Raw genomic sequence first — 18,818 nt, 5'->3', positions numbered from 1 at the left:
GGGTCGGGAGCGATCACGAGCCGATGTACGACAGCAAGAATCCGAGATGCGAGGAAGCATCATGAGCAGCACCACCGCACCGGGTACCGAGGCGCTGGCGGAGAGCATTCTCCGTGGCGTCGGCGGGCCCGGGAACATCGAGAGCCTCACGCACTGTGCGACGCGGCTGCGCTTCCAGCTCCACGACGGGCAGAAGGTCGACCAGGCCGCCCTCGACGCCCTCGGTGGCGTCATGGGGACCGTGCCGCAGTCCGGCGACCGCTTCCAGATCGTGATCGGAGGCGCCGTCGCACGCGTCTACTCCGAGATCATGAACCTGCCGTCGATGACCGCGGGCGGCACGGCCAAGCCGAAGTCCGACGCGGACGTCAAGGCCGAGATGCGCGCCAAGAGCCGCGGCCGCTTCGCCTGGGTCGACAACTTCTTCGAGTACCTCTCGGACTCGTTCCGCCCGCTCATGGGCGTGCTGCTCGGCTCCTCGCTGATCATCGCGATCGCCTCCATGCTCGACGCCTTCGGGCTGGTCGACTTCCGGGCCACGGACAAGTCCGCGACCTGGGTGTTCGTCGACGCCATGTGGCGCTCGGTGCTGTACTTCCTGCCGATCTTCGTCGCGTACAACGCGGCCAAGAAGCTGAAGATCGACCCGTGGGTCGGCGCCGCCGTGATGGCCGCGGTGATGACCCCGAACTTCACCGGCATGCTCAACAAGGACTCCGGGATCCCCGGAATCACCTGCACCACCAACGCGACCCTGGGCACCCAGGAGTGCGTGGCGCACGTCTTCGGCCTGCCGATGCAGCTGAACGACTACGGCGGCCAGGTCTTCGTGCCGCTGCTGATGGTCGCCCTGCTCGCCCTGGTCTACAAAGGCTTGCAGCGCGTCTTCCCGGAGAACGTGCACATGGTGTTCGTGCCGTTCTTCAGCATGCTGATCATGATCCCGGTGACCGCGTTCCTCATCGGCCCGATGGGCATCTGGGCCGGCAACGGCCTCGGTGAGGGTCTGTCGTGGCTGAACAACAACGCCCCGATCGTCTTCGCGATCCTGATCCCGCTGATCTACCCGTTCCTGGTGCCGCTCGGCCTGCACTGGCCGCTGAACGCCCTCATGCTCCAGAACATCAGCACCCTCGGGTACGACTTCATCCAGGGCCCCATGGGCGCGTGGAACTTCGCCTGCTTCGGCGCCACCGCCGGTGTGCTGCTGCTCTCGATCCGTCACCGTGAGAAGGAGATGCGCCAGACCGCGACCGGCGCGCTCGCCGCGGGTCTGTTCGGCGGTATCTCCGAGCCGTCCCTGTACGGCATCCACCTGCGCTTCAAGCGGATCTACCCGCGCATGCTCGTCGGCTGCCTCGTGGGCGGTGTGATCGTCGGCGTCATGGGCGGCGTGGACACCGACGCCTTCGCCTTCACCTCGCTGCTCACCATCCCGGTCTTCGACCCGATGGTCACGTACATCATCGCGATCACCGCGGCCTTCTTCACCTCGATGGCGCTCGTCTACTTCTCCGACTTCCGCACCAAGGAGGACCGCGCCCAGGCCAACGCCGAGCGCGACGCCGCCGAGGCCGCCGCCCGCGGCGAGGACGCGCCGGCCGACGACCGTGAGGTCGTCACCGCCGCGAAGGTGGAGCTCGCGGCGCCGGTCGCGGGCCGTGTGGTCGGCCTCGACGAGGTCCCGGACCCGGTCTTCTCGTCCCGCGCGCTCGGTGAGGGCGTGGGCATCGAGCCGGCCGACGGCCGCATCGTCGCCCCGGTCGACGGTGAGCTCGTCACCGTCGTCGACACCGGTCACGCCTTCGGCATCCGCACCGCGGACGGCGTCGAGGTGCTGGTCCACGTCGGCATCGACACGGTCAAGATGCAGGGCGAGGGCTTCGACGTACGCGTCGAGTCCGGCCAGAAGGTCTCCGTCGGCGATCTCCTCGCCGAGGTCGACCTCGACGCCGTGCGCGCCGCGGAGCACCCGACCGTCACCCTCATGACGGTCCCCAACACCGCCGAGTTCGCCTCGGTCGAGCCGCGGATCGGGCAGGACGTCGTCGCCGGCGCCCCCGTGGTGACCGTCCAGCGGTAACCCTCCGCCGTCCGTCCGGTGCGCGCGTCCCTCCGCGGGGCGCGCGCACCGTGGCCGTTCCGGCGCGGTTGGCGCGGACGGCGGACAATACGGGATCATCGGACAGGCATCGGACCACGGACGGAAAGGAGGGCCGGTGGAGGCACTACGCGTCCTGAACAACAATGTGGTCCTCGCTCGTGACGAGCGGGGCCAGGAGGTCATCCTCACCGGGCGTGGCATCGGGTTCAGCTCGCAGCAGGGCAAGCCCATCGACCCCGCGCTGATCGTGCGCGTCTTCGTCCCGGCCGACGGCCGCGATCCCGATCATCTGGCCGAGGTCTTCGCCCTCATCGGCGAGGAGGTCCTGCGCGCCGTCGTCATCGCGCTCGAAGAGGTCGGCATCGAGGGGCGCGAGTCCACGCGGCCGACCCTCGCCATCGCGGTCGCCGACCATGTCGCGGGCGCCCTGGACCGGGCGAAGCGCGGGATCGTCGTCGAGTACCCGCTGCGCGCCGAGACGCAGGCCCTGTACGGCACCGAGTACGCCCAGGCGCAGAGCCTGCTGGCGGCCATCAACGAGCGGGTGGACCCGCGCCTCGACCCCTCCGAGGCGACGGCGCTCGCCCTGCACCTGGTCAACGCCGGCTTCGCGTCGGGCGACCTGTCGTTCACGTACACGATGACCGGGGTCATCCAGCAGATGCTCGCCGTCGTGCGCGAGCAGTACGGCCTGGACGTGGCGCAGGAGTCGTTGAGCGCGGCGCGGTTCATCACGCACGTCCGCTATCTCTTCGTGCGGATCCAGCAGCACCGCCAGCTGAAGGGCCACGAGTCCACGATCGGCAAGGGCATCCGCCAGCACTACCCGGAGGCGACCGGTACGGCGCAGAAGCTGGCGACGATCGTCGAGCTGCGGCTGGGCGAGCGGCTGAGCGACGACGAGATCTCGTACCTGGCGCTGCACATGGCCCGCATGACCATGGAGGCCGACGCCGACGCGGCGTGACCTCCAGGTCGAGCGGGCCGGGCGGCCCGGTCCGTCAGTCCTCGTCCGCCGCCAGTCGCAGCGAGATCGAGTTGATGCAGTACCGCTGGTCCGTCGGCGTGGGGTACCCCTCGCCCTCGAACACGTGCCCGAGGTGCGAGCCGCAGCGTGCGCAGCGGACCTCCGTGCGGACCATGCCGTGCGAGCGGTCCTCCATGAGCTCGACGGCGTCCGAGTTCTTCGGGTCGTAGAAGCTCGGCCAGCCGCAGTGCGACTCGAACTTCTCCGTCGAGGTGAACAGCTCCGCGCCGCAGGCGCGGCAGGAGTAGACGCCCTTGGTCTTGGTGTCGGTGTACTCACCGACGAAGGCGGGCTCCGTGCCGGCCTGGCGCAGTACCGCGTACTCCGCCGGGGTCAGCTCCGCGCGCCACTGCTCGTCCGGCTTCTCGACGTCGTACGACATGAGGTCTCCTTCAGCGCTGTGCGAGGTGGTCCAGGATCCGCGGGCCGAGGTCCGTGACGTCGCCCGCTCCCATGGTGAGAACGAGATCGCCGGGCTTCGCCATTCCCGCGATCGCCTCGACGGCCGCCGCCTTGTCGCTCGCCGGCTGCACGTCGGCGCCGGCCGCACGCGCCGCGTCGACGATCAGGGCGCTGGTGATGCCGGGGATCGGGTCCTCGCGCGCCGGGTAGATGTCGAGCACGACCGAGGCGTCCGCGAGCTTCAGGGCGTCACCCATCTCCTTGCCCAGCTCCTGGGTGCGGGAGAAGAGGTGCGGCTGGAAGAGGACCAGGATGCGGGAGTCACCGACCGCCGAGCGCATGGCTTCCAGGTCGGCGGTCATCTCGGTCGGGTGGTGGGCGTACGAGTCGACGACCTGCACGCCGTTCTCCTCGCCCTTGAGCTGGAGGCGGCGCTTGACGCCCGTGTAGGACTTCAGCGCGCCCGCCAGGTTCCGGGACGGGATGCCGAGGGCGACGCCCGCCGCGAGGGCCGCGACCGCGTTGTGCGCGTAGTGGCGGCCGGGGACCGAGACGGTGAAGGTGAGCAGCTTGCCGTCCAGGAGGACCGTTACCTCGCTGGCCAGCCCACGCGGGGTGATCTTGTGGATGCGGATGTCGGCCGACTCGGACTCGCCGTACGTGACGACCTTGAGGGACGTCGTGTCGCGGATACGGCGGGTCAGCTCGACCGCGCCGTCGTGGTCGGCGGCGATCACCAGCGTGCCGCCGGGGACGATCTTGGACGTGAACGTCTCGAAGGAGTCGTAGATCTCGTCCATCGACGCGTAGTTGGCGTGGTGGTCGAGCTCGACGTTCAGGATGATCGCGACTTCGGGCCGGTACTTGTGGAAGCTGCGGTCCGACTCGTCGGCCTCGGCGACGAAGATGTCGCCCTCGCCGTGCAGCGCGTTCGAACCAGGGGCGTCGAGGTCGCCGCCGATCGCGTACGACGGGTCGAGCCCGAGGGCGCTGAGCGAGACCGCCAGCATCGACGTCGTGGTCGTCTTGCCGTGCGTACCGGCGACGGCGATCGGGCGCAGGCCGTCCATCAGGGCCGCGAGCGCGTCCGAGCGGTGGACGACGGGGATGTCCAGCTCGGCGGCGCGGACCAGCTCCGGGTTGTCCTCGCGGATCGCGGAGGAGACGACGACGCAGCTGGCGTCGGGCGCGAGGTGCGCGGCGTCGTGGCCGATGTGGACCGTGACGCCGAGCGCACGCAGGGCCTCGGCGGTGGCGGACTCACGGGAGTCGCTGCCCGCGACCCGCGCGCCGCGCTGCGCGAGGATCTTGGCGATGCCCGACATTCCGGCGCCGCCGATGCCGATGAAGTGCGGTCGGTCCATGGCGGCGGTAGAAGTGGGCAGGCCGGGTGCCATACGTGTCGCTCCCCTGAGGTCGTCCTTGGGTGTCCTGATCCGCGGCCGGAACGGCGACGGACGGGGCCAAGCCTATTGCCTCGGCCCCGCCCGCCTCGCACCTCGGCTACGGCACCGCTCACGCCTTGCTGTACGAGAACAGCTTCAGAACCGGAACGCCCACCTTGTGCCGGGCGCGGGAGGCCCAGTCGCGGTGGAAGAACTCCTCGACGTAGTGCGGGTCGGTCAGCACGATGACCTCGTCCGCCTTGACGTCGTCGACCAGCGCCTTCAGGGCGTCCAGCGGGTGGTCCTCGATCAGTCGCCCCTCGGCCGCGCAGCCCGCCTGGTGCAGGGCCGCAAGGGAGACCGCGAGGGCCTGCTCGGCCGGCGCCTTGGCCTCGTCGCCTTCGGGGACCTCGTCCTCCCGCGCCGCCTCGTCGAGCTCGCCCATGGCGACGTCGTCGATGGCCCGCAGCAGGCGGTCGGCCTGGTCGCCGCGGGGCTGGAGCAGCACATGGAAAGAGACTTCCTCGTCACCGTGCAAAGTGGTGACGAACTCCACGTCGGCAGACGTCAGGGCCTTCTCGATCATCAATACGCTCGTGAACACGACGGGCGCCCTTCTTCTCCTACCGTGGGCCGCCTTGCGACGACCCCCCGGGGTGGACCAGCGGAACTGCGGAAACCATCCTGCCCCGTGGCCGCACGGGGTCTGCGAGATTTAGTGTGCCCAGCGGAAGCTAAACGGAACGACTCATTCCGTCGAGTGTCGGGTCCGACGGTACCGAGTGAAGAGAAAACCGTCCTCCTCCAGGAGAGATGCCAGTTCGAAACGTTCCAGCACGGCCAGGGTCGACCCTCCCGCGATGCGCTGCGCGTCACCCGCGGTGAGCAACGGCGCCACCGTCAGACACAGCTCGTCGAGTACCCGGGCCGCCACGAACTGACCCAGCATCCGGGGACCGCCCTCGGTGAGCTGCCGCCGCAGCCCGCGCTCGGCGAGGGCCCGCACCGCGCGGTCCGGGTCCACGGTCGCGCCCTCGCCGGCGACCAGCACCTCGGTGCCCGTCCTGCGCGCGGCCGCCACCCGGTCGGCCGGGGCGCCCGCCCCCGTGACCAGGAACGTCGGCGCCAGCGGGTCGGTGAACAGCGGCAGGTCGAAGTCGAGGTCGAGGCTCGCGCTGATGACCGCGATCGAGGGGGCCGGACGCTGGCCCGCGGCCGCCCGGCGTGCCAGGAAGGCCTCCCTGGCGCGGGCGGGCCGGTAGCCCTCCTGGCGGACGGTCTGGGCGCCGACGATCACCACGTCGGCGAGGCCGCGCAGGGTGCCGAAGATCCGCATGTCGGTGGGGCAGGAGATGGGCTGCGAGCGGCCGTCGTGCTGGGCCGCCCCGTCGAGCGTGGAGACCATGTTGGCGCGCAACCACACGTCCCCCTCCTGACCGACCTCCCGACCGGCTCCGGTACCGGCGGGGTAGGCGTAGGCGTCGGCGAGTTCGTCGAGACTCCACTCGCGGCTCACCGGCCCCTCGGCCACCTCCTGGCCCTCGTACCCCTTGCCATCTGCTGTTTCGTACGTCACAGGGAACAGGCGTCGCATGACGTGCAGTGTGGCACGGCCACTAAGCTGAGGAGTTGTGTCGTCCTCCACCGAAGCCGCCGACTCCCGGGAGTCCCGCCCCATGGGCATCAGCCCCATACCCGACGCGGCGCCGCTGTCCCTGTGCGCCCGTGAACCGCACGTCCCCGCGGAGCGCCTGGTCGCGGAGATGGTGCCGCCGCCCCGGTTCAGCACCGCCCGCTTCGAGACGTACATCCCCGACCCGAACCAGCCGAGCCAGACGCAGGCCGTCTCGGTCCTGAGCTCCTTCGCCGCCGGGCTCGGCGGGGCGCACGCCTCGGGCTCCGGGAAGAAGCGCGGGCTGTTCGGCTTCGGCAAGAAGGCCGCCGCCCCGACCGGGCCGCGCGGCGTCTACCTCGACGGCGGCTACGGCGTCGGCAAGACCCACCTCCTCGCCTCCCTGTGGCACGCGACCGCGGCCGCGCCGGAGCTCAAGGCGTTCGGCACGTTCGTCGAGCTGACGAACCTGGTCGGCGCGCTCGGCTTCCAGCAGACGGTGAAGACGCTCAGCGGCCACCGGCTGCTCTGCATCGACGAGTTCGAGCTCGACGATCCCGGCGACACCGTCCTGGTCTCCACCCTGCTCGGCAAGCTGGTCGACGCGGGCGTCGCGCTCGCCGCCACCTCGAACACACTGCCGGGCAAGCTCGGCGAGGGCCGGTTCGCCTCCGCCGACTTCCTGCGCGAGATCCAGGGCCTGTCCGCGCACTTCCGTCCGCTGCGCATCGACGGCGAGGACTACCGGCACCGCGGGCTGCCCGAGGCCCCCGCGCCGTTCTCCGACGAGCAGGTCACCAAGGCCGCGTACGCCACCGAGGGCGCGTCGCTCGACGACTTCCCGCACCTCCTGGAGCATCTCGCCCGGGTGCACCCGAGCCGCTACGGCGCCCTGACGGACCACCTCAAGGCCGTCTGCCTCACCGATGTCTCCGCCGTCCCCGACCAGTCGACGGCCCTGCGCCTCGTGGTCCTCGCGGACCGGCTCTACGACCGCGAGATCCCGGTGCTGGCGGCGGGCGAGCCGTTCGACCGGCTCTTCAGCGAGGAGATGCTGAACGGCGGCTACCGGAAGAAGTACTTCCGGGCGATCTCGCGGCTCACGGCACTGGCCCGGGACGCGAAGGGGCTCGTCCGCGCATAGGGGCTCGTCCGCGCCCAGGGGCCGCGCCTCCTCCCCCGTAGGTCCCGGGGCGGGAAGGCCGCTTGGCTACACGAGTAACCATCCTCTAGCTGCACTTGCTACGCGCGTGGTTCCCGTGACGGAGTGTGCGTGATAGACACAGCCGGGTCACAGTCCTGTCCGCCAACAGGAAGTTGCTCTCATGTCACGCACCACCGATGCACGGCAGTCCGCAACACGACGTCAAGTCCTCGCCCGCACCGGCGCGCTGGGGGTGGGGATCACCTTCGCCGGGGCCGTCTCCGAGCTGTTCGCCGGGTCCGCCGCGGCACAGGGGAAGGGCGGCTACGGGCCGTTGGTGCCCGACCCGGCCGGACTGCTCGACCTGCCGAAGGGGTTCTCGTACAAGGTGCTCTCCCGCGAAGGGGACCCCCTGCGGTCCGGGGAGGGCAAGGTGCCGAGCAACCACGACGGCATGGCCGCCTTCGCCGGGAGACAGGGCCGCGTGCACCTCGTGCGCAACCACGAGAACCGGGTCACCGCGAAGATCCAGGTGCCGACCGTCGCCGGCCTCACCTACGACCCGATGGGCAAGGGCGGCTGTACGGCGCTCACCGTCGACCGGCACGGGAACGTGCTGTCGGAGCGGGTCGCGATCGCCGGTACGGCCGTCAACTGCGCGGGCGGCCACACCCCTTGGGGCACCTGGCTCACCTGCGAGGAGACCGAGGACCGGGCCGGTACGAACGGCTACACGAAGGACCACGGCTTCATCTTCGAGGTCGACCCGGTCGACCCGCACCGCTCGGGTGCCGTCCCGCTGACCGCGATGGGTCGCTTCCAGCACGAGGCCGTCGCCGTCGATCCGCGGCGCGGCATCGTCTACGAGACGGAGGACGCGTTCCAGTCCCCGTTCGGCCTGTTCTACCGCTTCCTGCCCAACAAGCCCGAGGGCGGCCTGGGTTCGCTGCGCGCGGGCGGCCGGCTCCAGGCGATGCGGGTGCCGGGCGTGCCCGACCTGTCGGCGGTCCAGGAGACCGGGGCGAGCTTCGGCGGCGTCGAGTGGGTCGACGTACCGGACCCGCTGGCCGCGCAGACCCCCATCCGCAACCAGGACTTCGGGCCGAAGGGCATCACGCACGCCCAGAAGCTGGAGGGCTGCTACTGGGGCGGGTCGTGCGTCTACTTCGTGTCGTCGTACGCGCGCAGCAGGGAGGGCTCGGCCGCCGACCACTTCGGGCAGATCTGGCGGTACGACCCGGCGTCGCGCCGCCTCACGCTGGTCATCGTCTTCGGGCCGGACACCGACGTGCAACTGCCCGGCGAGGAGCCCGACAACATCTGCCTCGCGCCCAGCGGCGGCCTGATGGTGTGCGAGGACGGTGAGGGCGCGCAGCACGTCTTCGGCGTCACGCGCAAGGGCGAGGTGTACGCCATGGCGCGGGGCCGGCAGAACATCGGGACGCCCGAGGCCCCGGAGTGGGGCGAGTTCGCGGGGGTCACTTTCTCCCCCGACGGCGACACGATGTACGTGAACTGCTACACGCCCGGCACGACGTTCGCGGTGACGGGTCCCTGGCACTCCTGACCGTGTGCGTCACCGACCCGCCGGAACCTGTGCCGCCGGGCGGCACAGGTTCCGGCCCGGTCCCACCTCATCTCACTTCAGGTGCCGCCCGAAGAACCGGTTGCCGTCCTCCGCCTCGAACCACGGGGTGCCGGTGTGCCCGCCCAGGTTGGCGTGCAGCGTCTTCTCCTTGCTGCCGAAGGTGTCGAACAGCTCCAGGGCCCGCCGGCGCGGGTTCCCCTCGTCGTCCCACTGCAACAGCATCAGCAGGGGGACGGTGAGCTGCCGGGCCTCCTCGCGCTGGGCGCGGGGCACGTAGCCCCCGGCGAAGAAGCCCGCGGCCTTGATGCGCGGCTCGACCGCCGCGAGGCGGATGCCGAGGGCGGTCCAGCTCGTGTATCCGACCGGCCCGTCGTCGACCTCCGGCAGCTCAAGGGCGGCGTCCAGTGTGGTCAGCCATTCCGGGACCGCGTTCTCGACCAGCGGGCCGATGAGGGCTTCGAAGATCTCGTCGACCGGCTCACCGGCCCGCATCGCGCGGCCCAGCTCGGCGCGGGTCCGCTCGGCCTCGGCGGACCGGGGCCGGTCGCCGCATCCGGCGGCGTCGATGGTGACGACGGCGTAGCCGCAGGCCGCGGTGTGCCGGGCGCGGGCCACGAGGCGGGGCTGCGCCTTGGGCAGGCCGTTGTTGTGGGACATCAGGATCAGCGGGACCGGTGCGGACGCGGAAGCGGACGCGGGTGTCCACAGGGTGCCGGGGATCTCGCCGAGGGTGAACTCGCGCTCGACGATGCCGTCGTCGAGGCGCTGCTCAGAGAGGAAACGCATGGTCGTGCCTTTCGGGAGTGCACAGCGTGGCGCTCCCGGACGACCTATCGCCCGGCCGTGACCCCAGAGGGGAGCACCCATGTCAGTTGTGTCTTCACGGGTACCACCTCCTCGTTCTTCCGCACGGCCGCCCGCAAGCTACCAGGCGGGGCCGCGGTCCCGCGAACGGTTTTCCGCTGAGGCCGGGTAGCGGTGGTCCGCATCCCGACGCAGGATCGGAGGACCTGACCTGAAGGGGTGCGCTGTGGCGAAGAACAAGAAGGGCGGCGGGAAGGCCGGCGGACAGAGCAAGGCCGCCCGCAAGGCGTCCCGGAGCGCCCCGCCTCCGCTGCGCGAGCTGCTGCGCGTCCCCGGGGGCGAGCCGATCGACCTGTCGTCGTACGACGCGGCGGCGACGCCCGGCGGCCCCGCGGACAAGGCGGCGGGCGTCGCCGCGACCGCCCGGATGGGCGAGCGCCTCGCGGGCCTCCAGGAGCGGCTGTGGGCCGCGGGGTCGGCCGGCGACCGGCGGCGTGTCCTGCTGATCCTCCAGGGCATGGACACCAGCGGGAAGGGCGGCACCGTCAAGCACGTGATCGGGCTCTTCAATCCGTCGGGCTGCCGCATCAAGGCCTTCAAGGCGCCGACCAGGGAGGAGCTGAACCACCCGTTCCTGTGGCGGGTGATGAAGGCGCTGCCGGAGCCCGGCGAGATCGGCATCTTCGACCGGTCCCAGTACGAGGACGTGCTCATCGCGCGCGTACGGGAGTTGGTGCCGCGCAGTCAGCTCGGCCGGCGCTACGGGCAGATCAACCGGTTCGAGCAGTCCCTCGTCGACGACGGCGTGGTCGTCGTGAAGTGCTTCCTGCACGTCTCCTACGAGCAGCAGGAGCGACGGCTCCTGGAACGGCTCGACAACCCCGACAAGCACTGGAAGTTCAACCCCGGCGACATCGACGAGCGCGCGCTGTGGCCCGCGTACCAGGAGGCGTACGAGATCGCCCTGGAGCGGTGCTCGACGGACGCGGCTCCGTGGTTCGTGGTCCCGGCCGACCGCAAGTGGTATCGCAACTGGGCCATCAGCAAGCTGCTGTCGGAGCATCTGGAGGCGATGGACCCGCAGTACCCGAAGGCCGACTTCGACGTCGAGGAGTGCCGCAGGCGGCTGCTCGCCACCGAGTGAACCGCCGTACGCGTGGCCGGATTTGGCGGGTGGGGGGCCGCGTGCCGCGCGGGCGGCCTGGGCAAGGTCCCTGCATGGAACAACGGTCAACCACAGCGTGGGAGTTCACCGACGACCGCGGCCATCCGGCCGCTGCGGCGGAGCCGCCCGCCCGGGTCGTCGCCTACATACAGGCCGGGGCGGGCCTGTGGGATCTCGGGATACGGCCTGTCGGGATCTTCGGCTCGTACCACGACGGAGAGCATCCGGACCGCGCCAAGTCGGGCGTCCTGCCGCTCGACGACGTGGCGTATCTGGGCGCGGGGGCGGGGCTCGGCCTCGACGACGTGCTCGCGGTGCGGCCCGATCTGGTCGTGGCCCTCACGTACGGCGGCGGGCAGGTGTACGGGATCGAGCCCGACACGGCCAAGCACCTGGAGGAGCACGTCCCGGTCGTCGTGATCGACGTGGGGCAGGGGCGGAGCCTGGCCGGGGTGCGGGAGCGGTTCGCGGAGCTCGGGCGTTCGCTCGGCGCTGCGGAGGAGCCGTCCGTCCTGGCCGAACTGGAGCGTGCCGAGCGGGAGTTGGCGGACGTCGCGGCACGGAGCGCGGGCGGGGCCAGGGTGCTCGCCCTGTCGCCGGGCGGCGCCGACAGCGTGCATCTGGCGCGGCCCGGGAAGTGGCCCGACCTGAGCGCGCTCGGCGGTCTCGGCGTGCGCACGGTGGAGCCGCCCGAGGGCCCCGGCGCCAACTGGCACACGGGGACCTGGGGTGACGCGGCCGAACTCGCCCCGGATGTCGTCCTGTTGGACGCGCGGGCCAACGCGGCTCCGGCCGACGAGTACGTGGGCGACCCGCAGTGGGCCGCCGTCGCCGAGCGGGCTCTGGTGCTGCCGTGGAACCCGGAGCTCGCGGCCAGCGCGGTGGCCCACGCGGCGTTCTTCGACGCGGTCGCGGGGCGCTGCGCGCGCGGGCGTGACGCCCCGGGTCCGGTCGGGCCGTCAGCCGGAGGGCTCGTCGGGGACCGGCTGGTCGGGGTGGACGCCGCCGGAGCGCGGTGAGCCCTTGCGGCCCGTCCCGGATTCGTCGGGCTCGGGCACGGTGTCGTCCGGCGCCTCCTCCCGCGCCGCTTCCGGCGGGGTGACGTCGAGCGGGTCGCCGTCGTGGGCGCCCGCCTGCTGGTCGGGCAGGTCCCGGGGGACGGCCGGCGCTGTCTTGCCCGGCGTCTCGGGACGGATCTCCGGCTCGGGGTGCCTGGTCACGGTGACGGCCCTCCTTCATGTTCGACGGCGACTCGATGGCACTGCGGCTCATCGGCTCGCCGGCTCAGTGGTTCTGCGGTTCGGTCGTTCTGCGGTTCCGTCGTTCTGCGTTCCGTCGTTCAGCGGTTCCGTCGTTCAGCGGCCGAGTGCCTCGGCCAGTTCGGCCTTCGTCATCGACGAACGGCCCTTGATGTCGCGGCTCCTGGCCTCTTCGTAGAGCTGATCGCGTGTGGGGCCCGCGGCTCCCTGGTGCGAGCGGAGGCCGCCACGTCGGCCGGACGAGAGGTCGTGGGTCGAGGTACGGCTCGCCGTCCTCGCCTCGCCGGACCTCGCGCGCTCCTTGTTCACGGTGCGGGCGGCGATCTCCTCGGCCCGGCGGGTGCTCTCGCCGCGGTCCAGGGCGCTCCGCTTGATCTTCTCGTACTGGCGCTCGCGCTCGGCATCGGATCCGCTCGGCATCTTCTCGTCTCCCTTCCGTGTCGGTTCGGTGCGCGGGCTCGGTTGCCGGGTTCCGGGCGTGGCCGGGGCCGCGGTCCGTGTGGTCCCGCGGCCCCGGTTCCCCTTCGCTCCCCGGCCACTCGGGCCGGGGGCTCGGGTCCCCGTGGTCCGTGCGCCCAAACTCGGCGTTTTCACGCGGCTGTTGTGGGGCACCCGCGCCGTCATGCCGGTACCTGTGAGGGAAACGGAAATGGAGTGGCTCGAGCGGGCCGCGTGCGTCGGTGAGGACCCTGAGCTGTTCTTCCCGGTCGGCACGACGGGGCCCGCCGTGCACGACGTACACGAGGCGAAGGAGGTCTGCCGACGCTGCCCGGTCATCGCGGCGTGCCTGGAATGGGCCGTCGCGACCGGACAGACGACGGGGGTGTGGGGCGGCACGTCGGAGACCGAGCGTGCGGGCCTGCTGCGCGCCGAACGACGACGGGCCCGGCGGGCCGGGGCCCGCTGACCCGGACGATCAGCCGCTGTCGCCGCTCCAGCGGGGGCGGTGCTGGTCGTCGCTGGGCCTGCTGCTCTGGTGCTTGAGCTGGTGCGGGGTCAGCCGGTGTCGGTTGTCGTCCGTCTTCGGCATCTCCTCGGGCTCCCGCACTTCCTGGACCTCGCGCACGGGGCCGCTGTCGGGGAGCTTCGGCTGCTCCTCCGGTGCGGGAGGGCCGGGCTCGCGCCGGCGGGTCCTGATGCCGAACCACACGGCCCAGATCAGGGCCAGGGCGATGACCAGGCCTCCGACGAACGAGACGACCGCCGCGGAGACGTCAGGGAGTGCGGTGACGGTGGTGGTGGCGAGTCGGTTCATGGGAGCCGGGTACCCACGACTCGGCGATCACGCCTCCGGCGACGGAGACGTCACGCCGGTCCCGCTCCGTCACCCGTCGAGTCACGCGGTTCGACCTGCGCCTTCGTGCGGTAGCTCACCCCGGGCGCGAAGGACGGGTCCGTGATCGCGCGGTCCACGAGCGCCGCCACCTCGTGCGGTGCGGGGAGTTCCGTGCGCACGCTCGTCAGGCGCGGGCGCAGCAGCCGGGCGAGGAGGAGATCGTCGGCGCCGACCAGCGCCACCTCGCCGGGGATGTCGACGCCCGCGTCCTGGAGCGCGCGCATGAGGAGCATCGCGTACTCGTCGTTGTACGCGAAGACGCCGTCCACGTGGCCTTCCGAGATGGCCTGTCGGGCTCGGGCCGCCGATTCCTCCGTAGGGGCGAGCGGCAGCGGGGTCACGGTCGCCCCGGGGAAGGCGCGCGCCGCCGCCCGCGCTCCCGCGAGGCGCGGACCGCTGAAGGAGTCGAGGCCGCGCTCGTCCGGGACCACCACGCCCAGGGCGCGGCGACCTGTCGCCAGGAGGTGGGCCGCCGCGACGGCGCCGATCTCCTCCTGGTCGATCGTGATGCCGTGCGCGCCGGGCGTCGGCGCGGGCCCGAGGGAGAGGACCGCGCGGGTGCCCGAACGGTGCAGCAGGGCGACCGACTCCTCGGTGAGCGGGGCGCCGAAGGTGGTGAGAACGGCCGCGGGGCGCAGTTCGGCCCAGGCGCGGGCGGTGTCCAGCGGTGAACGGTCCGCGCGGGCGCCGTGCAGGACGCCGGTGTAGCCGTACTCCTCCAGCGCCGTCTGGAAACGCGCGACGAAACCCGCGAAGAGCGGCCCGAAGGCCGGGACCTTGTCGGCGGGGACCGCGATCAGGACCAGGGCGCTGCTCCCGGACCGCAGGGAACGCGCGGCCGCGTGCGGGACGTAGCCCAGGTCCTGCGCCGCCTGTTTGACCTTGGCCTGGGTGGCGGCGCTGACCCGGCCGGCGGCCTGACCGTTGAGGACGTAGCTGACCGTCGCGCGGGACACCCCGGCGTGGCGGGCGACCGCGGAACTGGTGGGCGGCGTGGGCGGCGTGGGCGCGTTGCGCGGACTGTCGTTCATGGCGTTCCGGGATTCATGACGTTCTGGCGATCACGACGTTCTGAGGTTCATGAGGCTCGGGGATTCATGAGGCTCGGGGATTCATGAGGTTCCGACATTCACGAGGTTCCGACTTCACGACTGGTGAGTCCCGCATCCTTTCACGTCGGCCACCTCGGCCATGTCGGCCACCTCGCTCACCTCGCCACCCTCGGCCGCCTCAGGCACATCGGGCACGAGACCCACGGAAGCCCCAGCACCCCCGCGACACCCCCCTCGGCGGCGATCGGACCGGATTCCCTGCGCGAAGGTCTGGTGCGCGACGGCACCCGGGTGCTAAGAATCCGTTACACGTGTCAGCTTACACGTGTAACCACTCTGTCATGAGGACACTCATGAGGACTCCGAGGAGGAGGGCAACGTGGCCCTTTCCGCCCAGCACGATCCCGTGGCCGGCGCCACCACCCCTGATGCCACCCCCGACGCCGCGCCGGACGCCACGCCTGGCGCCCCGGCCCGCGCCCCGCGCGGCCTGCTGCCGTTGCTCACCCTCGGCAACACCGCGATGTTCACCCTGTACGTCGGGGTGGGCGGCGTCCTGCTGCCCCTGCAGATCGAGGACATCGACCGGGCGGACAAGGTCGCCCTGCTCGGACTGGTCAGTGGGGTGAGCGCGGTGTTCGCCACGCTCTTCAACCCGGTGGCCGGAGCCCTGTCCGACCGCTCCGGGCGGCGCAACCCCTGGATCCTCGGCGGCGGGCTCGCCGCCGTCGGGGCGATGGCGCTGCTCGGCGGGGTGAACACGGTGCTGCTCGTCGCCATCGCCTGGTGCGTGGGACAGGCCGTCATGAACGTGTTCCAGGCCGCCCTCACCTCCGTCGTGCCCGACCGCGTGCCCGTCTCCGCGCGCGGCAGGGCCTCGGCCGCCGTCGGTCTCGGCATGCCCCTCGGGTCGACGCTCGGAGCCGTCATAGGCGCGGCGTTCACCGAGCAGTTGCGTACCGGATATCTGATCCTCGGCCTCTTCGTGGCCGTCGCCGGTGTGGTGTTCACCGCCTGTACGCGGGAGGAGAAGCAGCCCGCGCGTGAAGTGGCCCCGCTGAAGCAGCAGGTGGCCGCGTTCATGAGCGCCCTGCGCGATCACGATTTCAAGTGGGCTTTCATCGGGCGGGCGTTGCTCGTGCTCGGCTACTTCTCGGTCTTCGGCTACCAGCTGTACATCCTGGATGATCATGTCTCGCTGCCGAAGGGGATGGAGCCCGCCGATGCCGTCGCGATCCTCACGCCCGTCTCCGCGGTCGCCATGGCCGTCGCCACGCTGGTGGGCGGCGTCCTGTCCGACCGGATGGACCGGCGCAAGCTGTTCGTCGGCGTCTCGGCGTTCGTCTCCGCCGTCTCGCTGCTCGTCCCGGCGATCTCGCCGACATGGCCCGCCATGCTCGTCTTCGCCGGCCTCAACGGCCTCGGTTTCGGCTGCTTCATGGCCGTCGACAACGCCCTGGTGACGATGATCCTGCCGAGCGAGGGCGACACGGCCCGCGACCTCGGCGTCCTGAACATGGCGACCGCGGGGCCGCAGATCGTCGCCCCGTTCGTGGCCTCCGTGATCGTGTCCGTGTCCGGCGGCTACACCACCCTGTTCGTCGTCGGCGCGGCACTGGCCGTGCTCGGCGCGCTCGCCGTGCGCCCCATCCGTGGCGTGCGCTGAGCACCGTACGTACGTGAGAGAGAGGCATCCCCTGATGAAGTTGCACACCCGTGAGTGGGGCAGCGGTGACCGCGTCGCCCTGCTGGTCCACGGGATCATGTCGGACCACCGGACCTGGCGGCGGGTGGGACCCGCGCTCGCGGGGCTCGGGTACCGGGTGATCGCCGTCGATCTGCGCGGGCACGGGGCGAGCGGGCGCGGGGCGTACAGCGTCGACGCGTTCGCCGACGACCTCGTGGAGACCCTGCCCGCCGGTGCCGAGCTGGCGCTGGGGCACTCGCTCGGCGGGCTCGCGCTCTCGCTGGCCGTGGAGCGGCTCGCCCCGCGTCGCGCGGTGTACGCGGATCCGGCGTGGGCGCTCAGCCAGGAGTTCGACCCGGCGGTGTTCATGGAGTTCCGCGGGGCGAGCCGCGAGATGATCCGGAACCTCAACCCGCGCTGGGAAGAGGCCGACATCGACGTCGAGTTGGCGACGCTCGCCGACTGGGACCCGCGGTCCGCGCTCGCCGTCGCCGGGGAGCGGGCGATCGACCGCACCCCGGCGACCGCCGTCGTGCCGTCCCTCGTACAGGTCGCCGACCCGAGCTTCCTGGTCCCGGAGGAGATGAGGGAGGAGCTGGTGCGGCGCGGGTTCGAGGTGCGGACCGTGAAGGGCGCGGGGCACACGATCCACCGTGACGACCTCGACGGTTTCCTGGCGTCGCTGGAGGGCTGGCTGTGACGGCCGTGACCACGCTCACGGCGAGCGGCGAGGTGCGCGGCACCCGGCTGCGCGGTGGTGTCCAGCGGTATCTGGGGATTCCGTACGCGGCCGATCCCGTCGGCGAGGCGAGGTTCAGGCCGCCGGGGAGACCGGCGGCGTGGACCGGCGTACGGCACTGTCTCGCCGCCTCGCCCGCACCGCCGCAGGGACCCGACCCGCTCCTGGAGGAGGTGGTCGGAACCGGACGGGTGGCCACCGACGAGGCGGGCAGCCTGACCGTCAACGTGTGGACGCCGAGCGGCCGTTCGGGCTGCCCGGTGCTCGTGTGGGTGCACGGCGGCGGCTACGTCCAGGGGTACGGCCACCAGGTGTGGACCGACGGCGCGCGGCTCGCCGAGCGGTACGGCGTCGTGGTCGTGTCGCTCAACTACCGCCTGGGCGCGCTCGGTTGGCTGTACGTGCCCGAACTGCTCGGCGAGGAGTACGCGGCGTCCGCGAACCTGGGGCTCCAGGACCAGATCGCCGCGCTGACGTGGGTGCGGGACAACATCGCGCGGTTCGGGGGCGATCCGGGGCGGGTCACCGTGTTCGGGGAGTCCGCGGGCGGCGGCAGTGTCGCCGCGCTGCTCGGGGCGCCCGCGGCCCGGCCGCTGATCCACCGGGCGATCCTCCAGAGCCCGCCGGCCCGTGCGGTGCGCTCCGCGGCCGAGGCCGCCGAGGTGGCGCGGGCGTACGCGGTCGTACTGAAGGAGCGGACGGGCGCGGGCGACGTACGAGACGCCCTGCGGACGGCGAGTGCGGAGCAACTGCTGGTCGCACAGGACGAGTTGATGCGCCGACATGCCGTACGGGCGATCCCGTTCACGCCGGTCGTGGACGGGGCCGTGCTGCCGGTGCATCCGTTGCGGGCACTGCGCAACGGCTCGTGCGCCCACATACCCGTGCTCGCGGGGACGAACGAGCACGAGGGCCGGCTGTTCACCGGGCTCGGGCCCGGCGCGACGGAGGAGGACTTCGAGGACGCGCTCGCCGGGGCCTTCCCCGACGCGGACCCGCGGGGCCGGGCGCGTGCCGTCTACCGTGCGCAGGAGGGGAGTTCGGCCACGGCGAGGCTCGCCGCGCTGCTCACCGACGACCTGTTCCGCGAGCCCACCGACGCGTTCCTGGACGCGGCCGCCGAGGGCGGCGGGCGCGTGTGGTCGTATCTGTTCCGGGAGCCGACCCCGGCGCTCGGCGGGCAGCTGGGCGCGGCGCACACCCTCGACATCCCGTACGTGTTCGACGTCCTGGACGGGCCCGGACTGCGCGCCTGGGTCGGCGACAAGGCGCCGCAGCGGCTCGCGGACGCGATGAGCGGGGCCTGGGCGCACTTCGCGCGCGAGGGCTCCCCGGCGCACCACCTGCTGCCGACCTGGCCCCGGTTCACCGGGACACGGCGGGAGACGCTGCTGCTCGGCGGCCGCGACGCCACGGCGACGGGCGGCGAGCAGGTGGGTGAGGTCGCGCTTGACCCGTTCGGGGAGCGGCGGGCGCTGTGGGGTGAGACCGGTCGCCGGCTGACCGAATAATCC

The 18,818-nt window shown here is 71.8% G+C and carries 19 protein-coding genes; 10 read left to right on the top strand and 9 right to left on the bottom strand.

All coding sequences use genetic code 11. The features are described 5' to 3' along the window. Positions 1 to 61 precede the first annotated feature (61 nt). Together V2W30_RS30865 and V2W30_RS30860 are read left to right on the top strand one after the other, a co-directional pair. Positions 62 to 2,083: a glucose PTS transporter subunit IIA gene (locus V2W30_RS30865; protein WP_338701658.1), complete on the top strand. Its 2,022-nt coding sequence runs from the start codon at positions 62 to 64 to the stop codon at positions 2,081 to 2,083. Between the two features lie 136 nt (positions 2,084 to 2,219). Then, a complete protein-coding gene (locus tag V2W30_RS30860; protein WP_338701656.1) occupies positions 2,220 to 3,071 on the top strand; it encodes a PRD domain-containing protein in 852 nt (283 codons plus the stop codon). A 34-nt stretch (positions 3,072 to 3,105) separates the two neighbouring features. On the opposite strand, the gene msrB is transcribed toward V2W30_RS30860, so the two are convergent. The 4 genes from msrB to V2W30_RS30840 all read right to left on the bottom strand — a co-directional run bounded on the left by msrB (position 3,106) and on the right by V2W30_RS30840 (position 6,512). Further along, entirely contained in the window at positions 3,106 to 3,513 is a 408-nt protein-coding gene (gene msrB, locus V2W30_RS30855; RefSeq protein ID WP_338701654.1) for a peptide-methionine (R)-S-oxide reductase MsrB, read from the bottom strand. Between the two features lie 10 nt (positions 3,514 to 3,523). Further along, on the bottom strand, positions 3,524 to 4,930 hold the full coding sequence (murC, locus tag V2W30_RS30850; protein WP_338701652.1) for a UDP-N-acetylmuramate--L-alanine ligase: 1,407 nt from the start codon (positions 4,928 to 4,930) through the stop codon (positions 3,524 to 3,526). A 118-nt stretch (positions 4,931 to 5,048) separates the two neighbouring features. After that, entirely contained in the window at positions 5,049 to 5,522 is a 474-nt protein-coding gene (locus V2W30_RS30845; RefSeq protein ID WP_338701650.1) for an indole-3-glycerol phosphate synthase, read from the bottom strand. Positions 5,523 to 5,666: 144 nt separating this feature from the next. After that, the gene (locus V2W30_RS30840) at positions 5,667 to 6,512 is read right to left on the bottom strand and encodes a pyrimidine reductase family protein (RefSeq protein WP_338701649.1); all 846 of its coding nucleotides are present in this window, start codon (positions 6,510 to 6,512) and stop codon (positions 5,667 to 5,669) included. Between the two features lie 82 nt (positions 6,513 to 6,594). Between V2W30_RS30840 and zapE the strand changes: the two genes are divergently transcribed. Further along, positions 6,595 to 7,674 (top strand): cell division protein ZapE, encoded by a 1,080-nt coding sequence (zapE, locus tag V2W30_RS30835; RefSeq protein WP_338703832.1) that lies wholly within the window; start codon positions 6,595 to 6,597, stop codon positions 7,672 to 7,674. 181 nt (positions 7,675 to 7,855) lie between these two features. After that, positions 7,856 to 9,241 carry a PhoX family protein gene (locus V2W30_RS30830; RefSeq protein ID WP_338701648.1) on the top strand — a complete coding sequence of 462 codons (1,386 nt, stop codon included), beginning with the start codon at positions 7,856 to 7,858 and terminating at the stop codon, positions 9,239 to 9,241. Between the two features lie 72 nt (positions 9,242 to 9,313). On the opposite strand, the gene V2W30_RS30825 is transcribed toward V2W30_RS30830, so the two are convergent. Then, positions 9,314 to 10,048: an alpha/beta hydrolase gene (locus tag V2W30_RS30825; protein ID WP_338701646.1), complete on the bottom strand. Its 735-nt coding sequence runs from the start codon at positions 10,046 to 10,048 to the stop codon at positions 9,314 to 9,316. 244 nt (positions 10,049 to 10,292) lie between these two features. Here V2W30_RS30825 and V2W30_RS30820 point away from each other — a divergent pair, with 244 nt between their 5' ends. Together V2W30_RS30820 and V2W30_RS30815 are read left to right on the top strand one after the other, a co-directional pair. Then, positions 10,293 to 11,210, top strand: coding sequence for a PPK2 family polyphosphate kinase (locus tag V2W30_RS30820; RefSeq protein ID WP_425244616.1), 918 nt, complete (start codon positions 10,293 to 10,295; stop codon positions 11,208 to 11,210). 74 nt (positions 11,211 to 11,284) lie between these two features. Beyond that, entirely contained in the window at positions 11,285 to 12,250 is a 966-nt protein-coding gene (locus V2W30_RS30815) for an ABC transporter substrate-binding protein (RefSeq protein WP_338701645.1), read from the top strand. Here the strand turns inward: V2W30_RS30815 and V2W30_RS30810 are convergent. Next, positions 12,191 to 12,451: a hypothetical protein gene (locus V2W30_RS30810; RefSeq protein ID WP_338701644.1), complete on the bottom strand. Its 261-nt coding sequence runs from the start codon at positions 12,449 to 12,451 to the stop codon at positions 12,191 to 12,193. The two genes, V2W30_RS30815 and V2W30_RS30810, sit on opposite strands and share 60 nt — an antisense overlap. Before the next feature lie 135 nt (positions 12,452 to 12,586). Next, positions 12,587 to 12,910 carry a plasmid stabilization protein gene (locus tag V2W30_RS30805; RefSeq protein WP_338701642.1) on the bottom strand — a complete coding sequence of 108 codons (324 nt, stop codon included), beginning with the start codon at positions 12,908 to 12,910 and terminating at the stop codon, positions 12,587 to 12,589. Positions 12,911 to 13,139: 229 nt separating this feature from the next. On the opposite strand from V2W30_RS30805, the gene V2W30_RS30800 reads away from it, so the two are divergent. Beyond that, positions 13,140 to 13,397, top strand: a complete 258-nt coding sequence (locus tag V2W30_RS30800; RefSeq protein WP_338701640.1) for a WhiB family transcriptional regulator — start codon at positions 13,140 to 13,142, stop codon at positions 13,395 to 13,397. A gap of 9 nt (positions 13,398 to 13,406) precedes the next feature. Here the strand turns inward: V2W30_RS30800 and V2W30_RS30795 are convergent, their stop codons facing one another. Then, the gene (locus V2W30_RS30795) at positions 13,407 to 13,745 is read right to left on the bottom strand and encodes a DUF6479 family protein (RefSeq protein ID WP_338701638.1); all 339 of its coding nucleotides are present in this window, start codon (positions 13,743 to 13,745) and stop codon (positions 13,407 to 13,409) included. Between the two features lie 50 nt (positions 13,746 to 13,795). Next, positions 13,796 to 14,857: a LacI family DNA-binding transcriptional regulator gene (locus V2W30_RS30790; protein WP_338701636.1), complete on the bottom strand. Its 1,062-nt coding sequence runs from the start codon at positions 14,855 to 14,857 to the stop codon at positions 13,796 to 13,798. Between the two features lie 400 nt (positions 14,858 to 15,257). Between V2W30_RS30790 and V2W30_RS30785 the strand changes: the two genes are divergently transcribed. The 3 genes from V2W30_RS30785 to V2W30_RS30775 are packed head-to-tail and all read left to right on the top strand — an operon-like array spanning position 15,258 to position 18,815. Further along, positions 15,258 to 16,544, top strand: coding sequence for an MFS transporter (locus V2W30_RS30785; protein WP_338701634.1), 1,287 nt, complete (start codon positions 15,258 to 15,260; stop codon positions 16,542 to 16,544). A gap of 34 nt (positions 16,545 to 16,578) precedes the next feature. Next, complete coding sequence (locus tag V2W30_RS30780; RefSeq protein WP_338701632.1) at positions 16,579 to 17,265, top strand: alpha/beta hydrolase; 687 nt, start codon at positions 16,579 to 16,581, stop codon at positions 17,263 to 17,265. Next, positions 17,262 to 18,815 carry a carboxylesterase/lipase family protein gene (locus V2W30_RS30775; protein ID WP_338701630.1) on the top strand — a complete coding sequence of 518 codons (1,554 nt, stop codon included), beginning with the start codon at positions 17,262 to 17,264 and terminating at the stop codon, positions 18,813 to 18,815. The genes V2W30_RS30780 and V2W30_RS30775 overlap by 4 nt, the downstream gene beginning before the upstream one ends. Positions 18,816 to 18,818 lie beyond the last annotated feature (3 nt).

Source organism: Streptomyces sp. Q6, from assembly GCF_036967205.1.
GTDB lineage: Bacteria > Actinomycetota > Actinomycetes > Streptomycetales > Streptomycetaceae > Streptomyces > Streptomyces citrinus.
The sequence above is the reverse complement of the archived record's forward strand: the minus strand, read 5'-3'. Positions and strand labels throughout refer to the sequence as shown.

What these genes read in the sequence shown, in the direction of transcription:
- V2W30_RS30805 (WP_338701642.1), bottom strand. Translation starts at nt 12,910, where the DNA reads ATGCCGAGCGGATCCGATGCCGAGCGCGAGCGCCAGTACGAGAAGATC.
- zapE (WP_338703832.1), top strand. Translation starts at nt 6,595, where the DNA reads ATGGGCATCAGCCCCATACCCGACGCGGCGCCGCTGTCCCTGTGCGCC.
- msrB (WP_338701654.1), bottom strand. Translation starts at nt 3,513, where the DNA reads ATGTCGTACGACGTCGAGAAGCCGGACGAGCAGTGGCGCGCGGAGCTG.
- V2W30_RS30780 (WP_338701632.1), top strand. Translation starts at nt 16,579, where the DNA reads ATGAAGTTGCACACCCGTGAGTGGGGCAGCGGTGACCGCGTCGCCCTG.
- V2W30_RS30825 (WP_338701646.1), bottom strand. Translation starts at nt 10,048, where the DNA reads ATGCGTTTCCTCTCTGAGCAGCGCCTCGACGACGGCATCGTCGAGCGC.
- V2W30_RS30865 (WP_338701658.1), top strand. Translation starts at nt 62, where the DNA reads ATGAGCAGCACCACCGCACCGGGTACCGAGGCGCTGGCGGAGAGCATT.
- V2W30_RS30790 (WP_338701636.1), bottom strand. Translation starts at nt 14,857, where the DNA reads ATGAACGACAGTCCGCGCAACGCGCCCACGCCGCCCACGCCGCCCACC.
- V2W30_RS30795 (WP_338701638.1), bottom strand. Translation starts at nt 13,745, where the DNA reads ATGAACCGACTCGCCACCACCACCGTCACCGCACTCCCTGACGTCTCC.
- V2W30_RS30815 (WP_338701645.1), top strand. Translation starts at nt 11,285, where the DNA reads ATGGAACAACGGTCAACCACAGCGTGGGAGTTCACCGACGACCGCGGC.
- V2W30_RS30840 (WP_338701649.1), bottom strand. Translation starts at nt 6,512, where the DNA reads ATGCGACGCCTGTTCCCTGTGACGTACGAAACAGCAGATGGCAAGGGG.
- V2W30_RS30800 (WP_338701640.1), top strand. Translation starts at nt 13,140, where the DNA reads ATGGAGTGGCTCGAGCGGGCCGCGTGCGTCGGTGAGGACCCTGAGCTG.
- murC (WP_338701652.1), bottom strand. Translation starts at nt 4,930, where the DNA reads ATGGCACCCGGCCTGCCCACTTCTACCGCCGCCATGGACCGACCGCAC.
- V2W30_RS30830 (WP_338701648.1), top strand. Translation starts at nt 7,856, where the DNA reads ATGTCACGCACCACCGATGCACGGCAGTCCGCAACACGACGTCAAGTC.